Origin of the sequence: Dyella sp. C11 (genome assembly GCF_003121485.1) — a bacterium.
Classification (GTDB): domain Bacteria; phylum Pseudomonadota; class Gammaproteobacteria; order Xanthomonadales; family Rhodanobacteraceae; genus Dyella.
The window spans coordinates 351,062-364,937 of sequence record NZ_QAVX01000002.1; the positions used below are offsets into that span (position 1 = coordinate 351,062).

The window sequence follows — 13,876 nt, forward strand, 5'->3', positions numbered from 1 at the left end:
TCAATATGCGCTGCGACAAGCCAGCTCGCCCCGATTCAACGACTTGCCGCAACGCCAATTGCAAAGCCGGCTGCAGGGGCTACCATACGCATATGAATGCAAGCGCCAAACCCGAACGCACCCGCCTTTCCGCCGAGGATTGGGAAGACGCAGCTCTCAGGCTGATCGCCGACCAGGGCGTCGGTGCACTCGCCGTCGAGGCGCTGGCACGCCAGCTCGGTGTAACCAAGGGCAGCTTCTATTGGCACTTCCGCACCCGCGAAGCGTTGCTGCAGGCCGCGCTGGAGCGCTGGGAGCAGTACGGCGAAAAAGAGATCATCACCCAGATCGAGTCCATGCCCGATCCGCTCGCCCGCCTGCCCGAATTGTTCCGCCGCGTGGCGCACGAACTGGCGCCGCATCGCGTCTACGCCGCGCTGCTCAAGGCGCTGGATCATCCGCAGGTGGTGCCGGTGATGGCGCGTGTCTCACAGCGGCGCCTGGAATTTCTGACCAGCATCTACCGCGAAGCCGGCCTGGTACCGGAAGAAGCGCTCAACCGCGCCCGCCTGACGTACGCCGCCTATGTCGGCTTCCTGCAGCTCAATTTCACGCTTGGCCTGCCGCGCATCAGCCACGAGGAGTTCGACGCCTACGTGGAGCACATGATCCGGACACTGACGCCGGGCTGATTCCGTACACGGGGAAGTCCAGGGGAACGCCGCCTTCGGGCGGCGTTTTTTTTGGCCGCAATCCATTGGTAGACCAGCCGAGCAAGTGGTATGCAGTTGCATCTGTAACCTTCGGGTCGTGCAGCGTTTTAGGGGTGCGCCCAGTTGCGTTTTGTTGCGCCCTCACTTGCCATGCCACTACTCGTAAGTTACCGTTTCTGCTCTTTTTTAGCTCAAGACCAGAGTGAGGAAACATGTCGAGCAAGCTGGCAGCGCTGCAGCGCTGGGTTGATGAGGTCGCGGCGCTGACGCGTCCTGCAAAAATCCATTGGTGCGACGGCTCGGACGCCGAGTACCAGCAGCTGGTGCAGCAGATGCTGCAGACCGGCGATCTGATCGAGCTTAATCAGCAGACCCATCCGGGCTGCTACCTGCACCGGTCGAGCCCCTCCGACGTGGCCCGCGTGGAGCACCTCACGTTCGTCTGCACCGAGGGCGAGGAAGACGCCGGCCCGAACAACCACTGGATGGCACCGGCCGATGCGCACGCCAAGATGGATGCGCTGTTCGACGGCTGCATGGAAGGCCGCACCATGTACGTCATCCCGTACTGCATGGGCCCGATCGATTCCCCGCTCGCACGTTGCGGCGTGGAGATCACGGACAGCCCGTACGTGGTGATCAACATGCGCACCATGACGCGCATGGGCGCCGCTGCACAGGCGCGCATCGAGCGCGAGGGCACGTTCGTGAAGGGCCTGCACTCCACGGGCGAACTCGATCCGGATCGCCGCTTCATCATGCATTTCCCGGAAGAGCTGACCATCAAGTCGTACGGCTCCGGCTACGGTGGCAATGCGCTGCTCGGCAAGAAGTGCCATGCGCTGCGCATTGCCAGCTATCAGGCGAAGTCGGAAGGCTGGCTGGCCGAACACATGCTCATCGTCGGCATCGAGAACCCGCAGGGCGAAACGCACTACATCGCCGCGGCGTTCCCCTCGGCCTGCGGCAAGACCAACCTCGCCATGCTCATTCCGCCCGAAGGCTATCGCCAGGACGGCTGGAAGGTATGGACCGTGGGCGATGACATCTGCTGGATGCGCCCCGGTGCAGATGGACGTCTATACGCCATCAATCCGGAAGCGGGCTATTTCGGCGTGGCGCCGGGCACCAGCGACGCCACCAACCCGAACGCGCTCACCACCATCGCGCGCGACACCATCTTCACCAACGTCGCTGTCACCGCTGACAACCAGCCATGGTGGGAAGGCCTGCCCGGCAGTCCGGTCACCGACTGGCAGGGTCGTCCCTACGATGCCGCCAACGGTCCGGCCGCCCATCCCAATTCGCGCTTTACCGTCAGCGCCAGGCAGTGCCCGACCTGGTCGCCGCGTGCGGAAGATGCGCAGGGCGTGCCGATCAGCGCCATCGTGTTTGGCGGTCGCCGTCCGTCGCTGATCCCGCTGGTGTTCGAGGCGAAGGACTGGAAGCACGGTGTGCTCGTCGGCGCCGCCATGGGCTCGGAAACCACCGCCGCCGCCACGGGTGCCGTGGGTGTGCTGCGTCGCGATTCCATGGCCATGAAGCCGTTCGCCGGCTACCACTATGGCGACTACTTCAAGCACTGGCTGTCCTTCGACAAGCCCGGCGCAAACCTGCCGAAGATTTTCCACGTGAACTGGTTCCGCAAGGGCGAGGATGGCCGCTTCCTGTGGCCAGGCTTCGGTGACAACCTGCGCGTGCTGCAGTGGATGATCGATCGCGTGGAAGGCCGCGCCGCCGGCAACGCCACGCCGATCGGCACCCTGCCCAAGACCAGCGAGCTCAAGCTCGACGATCTCTCGCTCGATCGCGCCACCCTGGACACCCTGCTACACGTCGACCACGCCGGCTGGACCGCCGAACTGGCCGCCATCGGCGAATACCTGGACAGCTTCGGTGGTCGCATGCCGAAGGAACTCCACGCCGAACAGCAGCGCGTAGCCAAGGCCTTGGACGACGTGGCCGTGCCACCGCTCGCCGCCGTCGCCTCCTGACGAAAGCCACCCGCCGGCTTTCCAGGCCGGCGGGTTTGCTTTACTTGCACATCGCCGCTGATCCGTCCTTATCAGCCGCCGTTAAACCCTGTGGCGCGCCAGCGCATCCAAGCTGGCAAGATGATCGCAGCCTGCCCCGCCACTGGACCCACGATGCCGCCGCCAGCGCCCGCCGCGGATCCCCACGACATGGACGACGTTCGGGCCGCCGCTGCCGGTGACCGCATGGCGTTCCAGCGCCTGTACCGGATGCACATCGACCGTGTGTACGGTGCGGTCTATCGCCTTGCCGGCTACGACCACGCTCGCGCCGAAGACCTGACGCAGGAAGCGTTCGTACGTGCGTGGCAGAAACTGTCGGGCTTTCGCGGTGACAGTTCGTTCGGTACGTGGATATATCGCCTGGCGGTAAACGTCGCATTGATGGACATCCGGTCACGTGGATCGGATCCGGTCACCATGATGGACGAGGAACACATCCCCGATCACGGTGAAACGCCTTTCTGCGCGGCCGAACGCGATGAACTGGAACGTGCGATTGGCAAACTGCCACCGCGTGCCCGCGCCGTACTGGTGCTGCACGATGTGGAAGGCTGGCGACACGAGGAAATCGGTGCCGAACTCGGCATGGCGGTGGGCTCATCGAAAGCGCAGCTGCATCGCGCACGGGGCCTGCTGCGGAAAGTATTGGGAGAACGCTCATGAACGAATTTGAATGGCTCCGCCAGACACGCGCCTTGCGCGAACCGGTATCGCCGCGCCGCGACCTCTGGTCAGGCATCGAAGCGGCGCTGGATACCGTCGACACAGGCGCGAATTCACCGGTTGCGCGGCGCCCGCTGCGGCAACCACAGAACTGGCTGATTGCCGCGAGCTTTGTCGGGCTGTCACTTTTCGCCGGCAGTCTTGCCGTGCACCTGCGCGATCGCACGCTGGCCAACGCCACCACGACAACCACGGCGGAAGCTTCGCGTTGGCGCCCCAATGATCCGCGCCTTGCCGGCGCTGCCGTGGAACTCGACGCCGCCAGCATGGAACTCAAGCAAGCGATGGAACAAGCGCCCAATTCACCGGCGTTGCAGCGACTGCTATACCGCACCCAGAAACAACAGTCGCAACTGCGACAGATGGAACACCAGGCTGGTTGAGTCCAGCGGAGCCTTCACCATGAAAACCGCACGCTTCATCCCACTCCTGCTCAGCCTGTCCATCGGCCAGGCACTGGCTGATACACCCATCAACCTCACGCACAGCGCCACGCCCAACGCGCGCATAAGCATCAGCAACGTCAAGGGCGCGGTGACGGTAAGCGCCTGGGATCGCAACCAGGTGCAGGTCACCGGCCGCCTGGGTGACGGCGCCAAACCCCTCGCCATCGAAGGCGACGACAGCAACATGACCATCAAGGTCGAGTCGCAGGGCAAGTCGGGCTGGTTCAACTGGGGCAGCGATACCTCGATGAGTTCAACCACCCTGGACGTGCGCGTTCCCAAGGGCGCCTCGCTGGACGTCGACGTGGTCAGTGCGCCGATGAACATCGACGGCATCGACGGCGGCAGCCTCAAGGTGAACACGGTGAGCGGCAAGGCACGCATCAACGCACGCTCGCCCAGCATCGATGCCGATGCCGTCAGCGGCAGCATCGAACTCGCGGGCAATGCGGACAAGGTGAACCTGCAGACCGTGAGTGGCGACATCCTCGCACCCAATGTGGGAGGCGAAGCCAATCTCCAGACGGTGTCCGGCCGCATCCGTGTCAGCGGCGGTCCGTGGCGCAAGCTCAACCTGAGCACCGTGTCGGGCGATGTGCAGCTCGCCGGCGGACTCGCACCGAACGGCACGTTCGATGTCGACAGCATGAGCGGCGACGTACAGGTGCAGGTGCCTTCCAACCTGTCGGCCGTGATCAAGGCCAGCACCTTCAGTGGCGACCTGCGCAGCGACTTCGGCACGGTAAAGAAAGTGGAACACGGCCCGGGCAGCGAACTGCACGCGACGGCCGGTGCCGGCGGCGCCAAGATGAACATTGAAACCTTCAGTGGCGACCTGCGCATCCGCCAGCAGGATTGACGCCATCGAAGGCTCCAACAAAAAAGCCGGGCAATGCCCGGCTTTTTTTCTGCGTCGCTGACACGTTGTCAGCAGCGAGTGTCAGAGATCCTGGTGGTACTGCACGTACGGCGTGCGCGACTGATCCGGCTCCGGACCCATCGGCGTGTTGACGCCGCTGCCCGACGACCACAGGTTCTGCGCGCCCACGCTCAGCTGGCCCTGCCACGGCAAACGCCACGTCACACCGAGATCGATGCTGTTCCAGCGACGATCCGGGTTGTACGCATTGCCCGGCATGCCCGCTTCCGGTGCCATCGAACGGCCGACGATGCTGCCGCTCAGCGAACCATGATCCACACCGAAACTCACGGCCTTCTGGTCGAGTGCATTGGTACCGAGCAAATTGCCCGGCAACAAGCGAACGCGACCCACGCTGGCGCCCAGATCGATGCCGCTCTTTCCATCCAGAGCCACGCGGCCGCGCGCGTTGAGCTGCGTGCTGCTGTCGAAACCGGAAAGACCATTCACGCCCGGCATGGCACCCGGCAACAGGCGCGGCAATGTGGCGGCACCCTGCACGTTGTCGGTACCGACGCTCAGACCCAGCGAGTAATGGCCATCGCTGTACGTCGCACCCACTTCGCTGCCGATGATGCGCGGCGCCTGGTTGTTCGCCCAGTTGTGCTCGCTTACGCCAACGTGAGCCTGCACATTGGGAGCAATGCCGTATTTGATGTCGGAGGACTGCACGGTCGCCGAATCCACCGCGCGGAACTGCAGCGGCGAGTCGGTGATCTGCGAGGAAGCCAGCGAATCGCTGTTCGACTGCAAGGACAGCCAGCGGCCATCCGAGCCCCGCCACAGCAACGTGCCGGTGTTCGCGCCGCCCTGCGTCTGGTCCGCCGTCTGCTGCGACAGCAGGCGACCGGCTGCGCTGTACGAATCACTGGCCGCAGTCTGCCCTGCCGCGACAAACGGCATGAGCAACAGTGGCAATGACAGGTACAGACGACGCATGAACGCGAAAACCCCCGCGATACGTTGAACGGGAAACGTGTTCGCCCCCTCCCAGAGACGAGTTAGGTCTAACGATACCACGTTTTACTTTTTGCTAACACCAGGATTCCGGATTTGTGAGCCAGCTCTCCCGGGCTTTCATCACAAATTTTTGACATCTTGGAATCGAATAGGTTCCCGGTTCACGGAGCTGGCGACAAAGCTGAATGGAGGCGATATATAGTCGTACCTGTCGACAAAGTACGGATTTACCCCGCGGCTGATGACTTCGGTCCCTTCCAGCAATATGCCCGCGTGGCCTGCTGACAGCGCCGTCGCTGCCATGCATGCCGCCGTGGAGCGGCTCTTCCGCGCGGCCGATGCGGCCAGCGTGGCGGAGATCTGTGAAGTCATGCTGCGCGACCTGGGCATCGAGGGTCGCCTGCACTGGCGACTGCTGGGCGACACGGAAGCGCCGACCGAGCACCTCACGCAGCTGGACCTGGCCGAAGATCCGCAGGGCCTGCGCTCGCTGGTGCTGGCGCTGCCCACGGGCACGATCTCCGATCCGATGAGAGAGAACCTCTCGTGGATTGGCCGCCTGGTCGCGGGCCGTTTGCGACAGCTCGCCGAAACATCCCGGCTTTACGAGGCCATCTCTCGCCTCGCGCTGGCCGAGCGCCTGCAGCGAGCGCTCTACGCCATTGCCGACCAGGCGGGTGCCGAGCACAACATGACCGAGATGATGCACTCGCTGCACGCGATTCTCGGCAGCCTGATGTACGCGGAAAATTTCTACATCGCGTTGTACGACGCAGCCACCGACACGGTGCGCTTCCCGTACTACGTCGACACGATGGACAAGGAACCGCCCTCGCCCGACGAGTCGGTTCCGTTGCAGGACATGCGTTACAGCCTCACCTGGAACCTGCTTCAGGGCGGCCAGGCGATCATGGGCTCCGTGGCCGAGCTCACCGAGCAATTCAAGGGACGCTTCGTGTTGCTCGGCCCCGTGTGCGAACACTGGCTCGGCGTGCCGCTGCTGCGCGATGGACGCGTGGTGGGCGGCATCGTGATGCAGAGCTATCGCGAGGACACGCATTACAGCGAACACGATCGCGAGCTGCTCAGTTACGTGGCCAAGCACGTGCAGACCGCGCTGGAACGGCGCGAAGCCCACGAGGAACTGGAGCGCCGCGTATCCAGCCGCACCGCCGCACTGCGTGAAGCCAACCGCGTGCTGCGCCAGCAGGTGCTGCAGCGCCAGCGTGGCGAACGCCTCCAGGCGGCACTGTTCCGCATCGCGGAGCTCGCCAACGCATCGGAAAGCATCGACAACTTCTACGCCGCCGTGCACCGCGTCATCGGCGGCCTGCTCTATGCCCGCAACTTCTATATCGCGCTGCTGGACGAAGAGCAGAAGACGCTGAGTTTTCCTTACTCCGTCGACGAATTCGACACCGTGCGCCTGCCACGTGCGCATGGGCGCGGCGTGACGGAATTCGTGCTGCGCCATGCCAAGCCGTTGCTGGCCGATCCGGCGGAATTCGATCGCCTGCAGCAAGTGGGCGAAATCACCCATCGCGGTTCGCGTTCGGTCTGCTGGCTGGGCGTGCCGCTGGTGTGGGGCGACCGCGCGATGGGCGTGCTGGCGGTACAGAGCTATTCGCCCGAGCACACGTACGACGTGCGGGACCAGGAGCTGCTGACCTTCGTGGGATACCACGTGGCGAACGCGCTGCAACGCAAGCACACCACCGAATCGCTCAAGCAGGCTTATGCGAGCCTTGAGCGCCGCGTCACCGAGCGCACGCGCGCACTTGCACTCGCCAACCGCGACCTGCGCGAACAGATTGCCGAGCGCGAACGCGTCGAACGTCGCCTGAAGTACGAAACCCTGCACGACTCGCTCACCGGCCTGCCCAACCGCACCCTGTTGCTGCAGCGCCTGGAACAGGCACTCCAGCGCTACCACAGCGATGCGCAGGAGCTGTTCGCGGTGCTGTTCATCGACCTGGATCGCTTCAAGGTGATCAACGATTCGGTGGGCCACCTGGTGGGCGACGATCTGCTGTTCCAGGTGGGTGGCCGCATTCGCGCCTGCCTGAAGACGCGCGATGTCGTGGCGCGACTGGGTGGCGACGAATTCGCCGTGCTGGCCGAAGGCATCACCGATCCGAAGATGGCAATGCTGATCGCCGAGCGCATCATCGACGAACTGCAAACGCCGTTCCGCCTGGGTGCGAAGGAGATTTTCACCTCCGCCTCGATCGGCATCGCGCTGCCCGGCCCGCATTACCAGCGGCCGGAAGAATTGCTGCGGGACGCCGACGCCGCGATGTATCGCGCAAAGGACGAAGGCCGTCACCGCGCGGCCGTGTTCGACGACCGCCTGCGCCGGGAAGCCTTGTCGCTGCTGGAAATGGAAGGCGACCTGCGCCGCGCGTTGAGCCGCAACGAATTCGTACCGTTCTATCAGCCCATCGTGGCACTGCAGACGGGACGCACCGTGGGCTACGAAGCCTTGCTTCGCTGGCGCCATCCGGACCGCGGCCTGCTCACGCCCGGCGACTTCCTTGCGGTGGCCGAGGAAAGCGGCTGCGCGGAAAGCATCGACTGGCAGATTTTCGACCAGGTGTGCGCACAGGCCGAGGCGCTTGCCGGCACGGATGGCTTCGTCAGCATCAACGTGTCCGGTCGCCACTTCCGCTCGCTGGACCTGGACAAGCAGCTGCTGGATCTCATCCAGTCGCACCGCGTGCCGCCGCGCTGCCTGCGCATCGAGGTGACCGAACGCGCGTTGCTGGAAAACGCCATCCAGGTGAAGCGCATGCTGGACAACCTGCGCAGTCACGGCGTGAGCATCGCGCTGGACGATTTCGGCACCGGCTACTCGTCACTGAGCTACCTGCACCAGTACCCGATCGAAACGCTGAAGATCGACCGCTCCTTCATCGTGGAATTGCCACGCGAAGGCGGGCACGGTGCAGCGGTGGTGCGCGCCATCCAGGCACTGGCCAACTCGCTGCAGATGCAGGTGATTGCCGAAGGCATCGAGGACGAGGATCAGCGCGAGGCGCTGCTGCGCATCGGTTGCCGCTATGGGCAGGGTTTCCTGTTCGCCACGCCGAAGATGGCCGAAGTGTGGCTGCAGCGTGAGCATCACTTCGCGTTGCCGTAGCGCGGTGGCGCGACGCTACCTGCTTGTCGCTGGAAGACGTTGTGTATGCGCCCCGCCCGTCATTCCGGCGCAGGCCGGAATCCAGCGGCGTTACGGCCTGGTTTTCGCGATGCCGCGACGTGCTTTTCCTAGCGACGAGCTGACATCGACGAGACTGAATGACCAGCCTTTCGGCTGTTGAGAAGCACCTCCGGCCTGCGCCGGAATGACGGGCAAGAAAAAAGCCGACGCTTCTCAGCGCCGGCTTTTTTTCACAGTAGCGCAACGTCGTTACTGCGCCGTATGCGGTGCCGTCGCGCCCGGGCTCACGCTCAGCAAGTGCTCCGCATCGATGCGATCGAACGTGTAGCGCTGCGCGCAGAATTCGCAGATCACTTCGATCTCGCCTTCGCGTGCTTCCAACGCCGCTTCCACTTCATCGCGACCCAGCGAGCGCAGCACAGCCTCCACGCGCTCACGCGTGCAGCTGCAACCGAACGCCAGCGGTCGGGGATCGAACAGGCGCACGGATTCCTCGTGATAGAGGCGATACAGCAACTGCTCCGGCGGCGTGGCCAGCAACTCTTGCGCACTCAACGTGGCGGTAAGGTGCTGGATGCGCGTCCAGGCGTCTTCGTCTTCAACGGCATCGTGGCCACCTTCGTCAGGCAGCTTCTGGAGCATCAGGCCGACCGCATGCTCGCCGTCGGCAGCCAGCACGATACGCGCCGGCAGCTGCTCGGACTGGCCGAAATAGTTCTCCAGCGCGGAGGCAAGATCCGGATGCTGCAAATCCACCAGGCCCTGATAACGCTGGCCACGCTCGGCGTTGCCGATGGTGATCGCCATGATGGCGTCCGGCATGGCAGCCAGATCGAGCGTCTCGGGCAGCGGATCGTTCCAGCGCGCCAGACCGCGCAGGCGGCCCTGGTCGGTGCATTCGGCGAACAACAGCCGCAGCGGGCCGCTGCTCTTCAGTTCCACCGAAAGCGCGCCATCAAGCTTGATGTTGCCCGTCAGCAGCGCGCTGGCGGCCAGCGTCTGGCCAAGCACGGAGCGCAGCGCTCCGGGATAGGCGGCACGGCCGGCGACTTCTCGCCACGCCGGGCCAAGACGCACAAGCACGCCGCGCACGCCGGCGCGCTCGAGCATGAAACGATGCAGCACATCTTCGACAAGCACGGTTTCCACGGAAGGGACCTCTCAAGAGCAATCCCCCTACATGGGGGCGCCTGCATCCGGGCACAACAACCGCCGTTGCAGGCTTTCGGGGACGGGGGTGGCGCCTCCTATACTGCCGCCAATCCTGTTCAAGCGCCGCCATGACTTCACGACGCCCGCTCGCCGTTCGCCTGCTCCGTCTCATTGCCCTGTTCGCCATTGTCTGGCTGGCCGTCAGCTGGCTGGCGGTGCTGATCCTTCGGTTCGTGCCGCCGCGGACCGCGGCGACCATGCTGGAGCGCCAGGCCGGCGCGCTCATCCGCGGCGAGAAAGACTTCCGACTGCAGCATCGCTGGGTGTCGTGGAATGACGTGTCGCCTTACGTGCCGCTGGCCATGGTGGCGGGTGAAGACCAGAAATTCCCGTTCCATCATGGCTTCGACTTCGATTCCATCCAGCTGGCGATGGACGCGGCGGATGAAGGCCGTCGTTTGCGCGGTGCCAGCACGATCAGCCAGCAGACGGCGAAGAACCTGTTCCTGTGGAACGGCCGCAGCTTCGTTCGCAAAGGCCTGGAAGCCTATTTCACCGTGCTGATCGAGCTGACCTGGCCCAAGCAGCGCATCCTTGAGGTGTACATGAACATTGCCGAGCTGGGTGACGGCATCTATGGCGTGGGCGCGGCGAGCGATGCGTTCTTCCACACCCCGCCGGCACGACTCAGCGCCGCACAGGCGGCACGCCTGGCCGCCGTGCTGCCCAGCCCCCGGCGCTTCCACGCCGACCACCCCACCGCGTACGTGCAGAGCCGTGCCAACTGGATCCAGCAGCAGATGGGGCAGCTGGGCGGTCCGGCTTATTTGCAGGCCCGACAGGCGCCGCGTGATACGCGTCGCCGTTGATACCCTCGCCGTGTCATCGCGCGTGCACTAGCATTTGCCGACTTTCCGGGGAAATCCGCCGCTGCCATGCCACGCCTTACCGTCGTCGTGCCTGCCTACAACGAGGCAGCCGTTCTGGAAATCTTCCACGCCCGGCTTGGCCGCGTGCTCGACGAGCTCCCGCTGGACTGCGAAGTGCTGTACATCGACGACGGCAGCAGCGACAACACCTGGCAGCTGATCGAAGACCTCGCCGCGCGTGACGCCCGCACAAGCGCGCTCAAGCTCTCGCGCAACTTTGGCAAGGAGGCCGCCCTGACGGCAGGCCTGGATCACGTGGATGCCGATGCCGCCGTGGTCATCGATGCCGACCTGCAGGATCCGCCCGAGCTGATCCCTTCGCTGGTGGAGCGTTGGCGCGAGGGTTTCGACGTCGTCTACGCCACCCGCACCGCCCGCGAGGGCGAAACCGGTTTCAAGCGTTTCACCTCGGCCCTGTTCTACCGCAGCATGGAACGCGTGTCCGACACGCGCGTGCCGCGCGACACCGGCGACTTTCGCCTGTTGTCGCGCCGCGCGCTGGATGCGTTGCGCCAGCTGCGCGAGCGCCAGCGCTTCATGAAGGGCCTGTTTACCTGGATCGGTTATCGGCAAACGGCCGTCTACTACCTGCGTGAGCCGCGCCAGGCCGGCACCACCAAATGGAACTACTGGCGCCTGCTGCAGCTGGCCATCGAGGGCTTCACCTCGTTCTCCACGGCGCCCTTGCGGCTGGCGACATGGGTGGGCGTACTGGCGTCGCTGTTGGCGTTCCTTTACGGCGCATGGGTGTTCGGCAAGGCGCTGTTCTTCGGCGACCCGGTGCACGGTTACCCGTCGCTGATGGTGGTCATCCTGTTCATGGGCGGCGTGCAGTTGCTGGCCCTGGGCGTGATCGGCGAGTACCTGGGTCGCAACTACGCCGAGAGCAAGCAGCGGCCGCTCTATTTCATCGAAGAACGTCGCTCGGCCCGCGCCAAACGGTAACGCTTCACACCGGGCCAACACCCTGTGGGCACGGCGGCGGTAGACTGCCACCCTGCGCTTCCATCCTCACTGGCAGGAGGTTCAAGCATGCGACAGGTCAAGCATTTGCTGGAGAGCAAGGGCACGGACGTCTTCAGCATCGCACCGGACACGCCCGTACTCGAAGCGATCAAGCACATGGCGGAGCGCCGCGTGGGCGCGTTGCTGGTGATGCGCGACGACAGGCTGGTGGGCATCGTTTCCGAACGCGACTATGCGCGGAAGGTGATCCTGCAGGGTCGCTCCTCGGCACAGACCGCCGTCTCCGAAATCATGAGCAGCCCGGCGCTGACGGTGGGCCCGGATACCGACGTGTTCGACTGCATGCGCCTGTGCACCGACAGCCGCATCCGCCACCTGCCGGTGGTGAGCGGCGAGCGCGTGGTAGGCGTGATTTCGATTGGCGACCTGGTGAAGGAAGTGATCGACGCGCAGGCCGAGCAGATCGAGCAGCTGCAGCGTTACATCACCAGCTGAACGTGACTCAGGCGCCAGCGGCATCCGCTTGCCGCTGGCCCTTATCGGCGCCCGCCTGCGCGTTGGCGCTCGTCTCTGGCAGCAGGTCCGGCGAGCGTGATACGCGTGAGGAAACCCAAGTAGCAACCACGGAAACACCTGCGCCAATGGCGGCCATGCCTGTAGCGGCCATACCCAGCGCACCCAGCCATTTGACGCCACTGGTGACCACCAGGTCGCCGAAGCGCCAGATCGCCGTCTCCACGAAATTCTTGCCCTTGTAGCGCGTCTCGCGCGGCACGCGGGTGTAGAGCGAATCAGTGGCGGGCTTGGTCATGCCGTAGGCGAAGCCGCGTGAGCCCACCATCATCACTGCCAGCATGGGCACGGCGGCAATGCCGAAGACGCTGACCTTCCCGACGCCCAGCACCACCACCAGCAGCAGCAACAGCAGGTTGACCAGCGACGCGGTAACCAACGCCCAGCCCGCGCCCCTGCGCACCAGCAGCCAGCGCGTCACGGTGAGTTGCAGCACGGCACCGAGGATGTTGGTGGCCAGATCCAGGTCGAAATAGAAATCCGTGCGCGCCGCGCTCTGGGGATAGTGGACGTTGGTGTAGTCAGCCATCAGCGCATAAGCCAGCGTGCCAATGCCATCGCCCAGCACCATCAGCACGGCCATGTAGCGCAGGAACGGCCGCGTCCAAAGCTCCTTGATGCCCGCCCAGAGCGAACCGCCGATAACTTCTTCATGCGCCCCTGTGGCGCAGTGGTCGTGGTTCGTGGAGAGCGTCAGCAACAACCCCAGCGCAACCAGCAGCGCTCCCGCCGATACGACAAGCAGGGGCGGCATGCCGATGAAGCCGAGCAGCAGCTTGCCCAGCGATGGCCCGCAGATGGCACCGCCCATGCCGCCCAGCGCGATGATGGGAAACACGCGCTTGGCCTGCGCGCTCTGGAAGATGTCCGCCATCAGGCTCCAGAACAGCGACACCACGAACAGGTTGAACACGCTCAGCCAGACGTAGAACACCGAGCCCAACGCCAGGGCGCCGATGCGGTCCTGCATCACGAAGGCCGGCACGAAGGCCAGCATGCAGGCGATGAAAAAGCTGTAGCTGTAGCCGATCAGCCGTTTGCGCGGAAAGCGCGCCACCATGGCACCGAAGATGGGCGTGAGTATCAGCATCACGACGAACGTGATGGCGTAGAACAGCCACAGGTTCTTGGAGCCGACCGCGCCGCCAAGTTGTTCGCGCAAGGCGCGGACGATGTAATAGGCCATCAGCACGAAGAAGAAGGCCACCGTCGCGAGGATCGTGGTGCGGCCTTCGTTCGCCGTGGCAAGTCGGGGGGTATTCACCGGCGTTTCCAGCGTGGGTCCCCTACAGACTAGCATGGCGATATGACGGCCCAGCT

At 64.5% G+C, this 13,876-nt stretch carries 12 protein-coding genes; 9 read left to right on the forward strand and 3 right to left on the reverse strand.

Translation table 11 applies throughout. The features are described from left to right. Positions 1-92: 92 nt before the first annotated feature. The 5 genes from DK366_RS03895 to DK366_RS03915 all read left to right on the forward strand — a co-directional run bounded on the left by DK366_RS03895 (position 93) and on the right by DK366_RS03915 (position 4,756). Positions 93-671 carry a TetR/AcrR family transcriptional regulator gene (locus DK366_RS03895; RefSeq protein WP_109124192.1) on the forward strand — a complete coding sequence of 193 codons (579 nt, stop codon included), beginning with the start codon at positions 93-95 and terminating at the stop codon, positions 669-671. Positions 672-904: 233 nt separating this feature from the next. Next, positions 905-2,686, forward strand: a complete 1,782-nt coding sequence (locus DK366_RS03900) for a phosphoenolpyruvate carboxykinase (GTP) (protein WP_109124193.1) — start codon at positions 905-907, stop codon at positions 2,684-2,686. 153 nt (positions 2,687-2,839) lie between these two features. Then, entirely contained in the window at positions 2,840-3,391 is a 552-nt protein-coding gene (locus DK366_RS03905) for a sigma-70 family RNA polymerase sigma factor (RefSeq protein WP_109124194.1), read from the forward strand. Continuing rightward, positions 3,388-3,834: a hypothetical protein gene (locus tag DK366_RS03910; RefSeq protein ID WP_109124195.1), complete on the forward strand. Its 447-nt coding sequence runs from the start codon at positions 3,388-3,390 to the stop codon at positions 3,832-3,834. Before DK366_RS03905 ends, DK366_RS03910 begins: the two co-directional genes overlap by 4 nt. A gap of 19 nt (positions 3,835-3,853) precedes the next feature. Beyond that, on the forward strand, positions 3,854-4,756 hold the full coding sequence (locus DK366_RS03915; protein ID WP_109124196.1) for a DUF4097 family beta strand repeat-containing protein: 903 nt from the start codon (positions 3,854-3,856) through the stop codon (positions 4,754-4,756). An 81-nt stretch (positions 4,757-4,837) separates the two neighbouring features. Here the strand turns inward: DK366_RS03915 and DK366_RS03920 are convergent, their stop codons facing one another. Next, on the reverse strand, positions 4,838-5,755 hold the full coding sequence (locus DK366_RS03920) for a hypothetical protein (protein WP_109124197.1): 918 nt from the start codon (positions 5,753-5,755) through the stop codon (positions 4,838-4,840). A gap of 262 nt (positions 5,756-6,017) precedes the next feature. Between DK366_RS03920 and DK366_RS03925 the strand changes: the two genes are divergently transcribed. Continuing rightward, positions 6,018-8,915, forward strand: a complete 2,898-nt coding sequence (locus DK366_RS03925) for an EAL domain-containing protein (protein WP_109124198.1) — start codon at positions 6,018-6,020, stop codon at positions 8,913-8,915. Between the two features lie 270 nt (positions 8,916-9,185). Here the strand turns inward: DK366_RS03925 and DK366_RS03930 are convergent, their stop codons facing one another. Further along, complete coding sequence (locus DK366_RS03930; RefSeq protein ID WP_109124199.1) at positions 9,186-10,085, reverse strand: Hsp33 family molecular chaperone HslO; 900 nt, start codon at positions 10,083-10,085, stop codon at positions 9,186-9,188. Between the two features lie 131 nt (positions 10,086-10,216). Between DK366_RS03930 and mtgA the strand changes: the two genes are divergently transcribed. From mtgA to DK366_RS03945, 3 genes are all read left to right on the forward strand, one after another. After that, positions 10,217-10,957, forward strand: a complete 741-nt coding sequence (mtgA, locus tag DK366_RS03935; RefSeq protein ID WP_109124200.1) for a monofunctional biosynthetic peptidoglycan transglycosylase — start codon at positions 10,217-10,219, stop codon at positions 10,955-10,957. A 66-nt stretch (positions 10,958-11,023) separates the two neighbouring features. Continuing rightward, complete coding sequence (locus tag DK366_RS03940; protein WP_109124201.1) at positions 11,024-11,962, forward strand: glycosyltransferase family 2 protein; 939 nt, start codon at positions 11,024-11,026, stop codon at positions 11,960-11,962. Positions 11,963-12,049: 87 nt separating this feature from the next. Then, positions 12,050-12,478 (forward strand): CBS domain-containing protein, encoded by a 429-nt coding sequence (locus DK366_RS03945; protein ID WP_109124202.1) that lies wholly within the window; start codon positions 12,050-12,052, stop codon positions 12,476-12,478. Between the two features lie 7 nt (positions 12,479-12,485). On the opposite strand, the gene DK366_RS03950 is transcribed toward DK366_RS03945, so the two are convergent. Beyond that, positions 12,486-13,820 (reverse strand): MFS transporter, encoded by a 1,335-nt coding sequence (locus tag DK366_RS03950; RefSeq protein ID WP_255412546.1) that lies wholly within the window; start codon positions 13,818-13,820, stop codon positions 12,486-12,488. Between the last annotated feature and the right edge of the window lie 56 nt (positions 13,821-13,876).